At 74.5% G+C, this 1,095-nt stretch carries 1 pseudogene; it reads left to right on the forward strand.

Annotated features, from left to right (window positions below):
- Window positions 1–1,095 (forward strand): annotated as a pseudogene (locus tag EET13_RS30805) (PE family protein); the annotation flags it as partial.

The raw sequence follows: 1,095 nt of genomic DNA on the forward strand, positions 1-1,095 counted from the left end.
GGTGGTAACGGCGGCTGGTTGTGGGGCAATGGCGGCGATGGCGGTGCTGGGGGCGTGGGTGGAGCCGGCGGCACCGGAGGAGCCGGCGGTGTGGGCTGGAACGCCACCGCGGGGCAAAACGGCGGCGACGCCGGTGATGCCGGGACCGGCGGTAGCGGTGGTGCCGGTGGGATGGGTGGGACTCCCGGACACGGACGGGCTCTATTCAGCAGCGATGGCGCCTACGGCAACGGCGGAGCCGGCGGTGCCGGCGGTAATCCCGGGCACCCAGGTAACGGTGGCACAGGCGGCATGGGCACCAGCGCCACCACCGCCGGAGGTACCGGCGGTGCCGGCGGTAATCCGGGTGCGGTGGGTGCCGGCGGTAGCGGCGGCGCGGCCGGTGGCCCTGGCGCGGTGGCCGGCGCGGACGGCGCCGCCGGTGTGCTCGCGCCCGGCAGCGGGGGTACCGGCGGTACCGGTGGTGCCGGCTACAGCGCCACGTCCGGCACGTTCGATGGTGGCGCCGGTGGACAAGGCGGCCCGGGCGGCAGCTACGGCAGCGGCGGCAGAGGCGGGGCCGGCGGTAATGCGGTGGGTACCGGCAACGGCGGTAACGGCGGCAACGGCGGCGCCAGTGGATCGCTGGGCGGGTATGGCGGGAATGGGGGTAACGGCGGCAACGCGACCACCTACGGACTCGGCAAAGTCAGCCCCGGCAACGGAGGCACCGGGGGCAACGCCGGCAGCGGCCCCATCACAGGTGGCCGCGGCGGTAATGGCGGCAACGCCGGCTACGCGGAAATCTTTAACGGCCTTAATCTCAATGACGCTGTCGGTGGTACCGGTGGGGCGGGCGGCCAGGGCGGTCTTCAGAATTACGGCGGCACCGGGGGCAACGGCGGCGGGGCGGCTATCGACAGCGGCAGCGCATCGGCTAATGCCATCGGCGGCAGGGGCGGTGCCGGCGGAGCGGCGCCCACCAGCCCTGCGTACCCCGGAACCGGCGGCGCCGGCGGGACTGGCGGTAACGCGATCAACTATGGATCGGGCAACGCGACCGGCGGCACCGGGGGCGCCGCGGGCGCCGGTTTCAACGGCGGGGGTGGCGGAAGC

It is taken from the genome of Mycobacterium attenuatum (assembly GCF_900566085.1).
GTDB classification, from domain to species: Bacteria; Actinomycetota; Actinomycetes; order Mycobacteriales; family Mycobacteriaceae; genus Mycobacterium; species Mycobacterium attenuatum.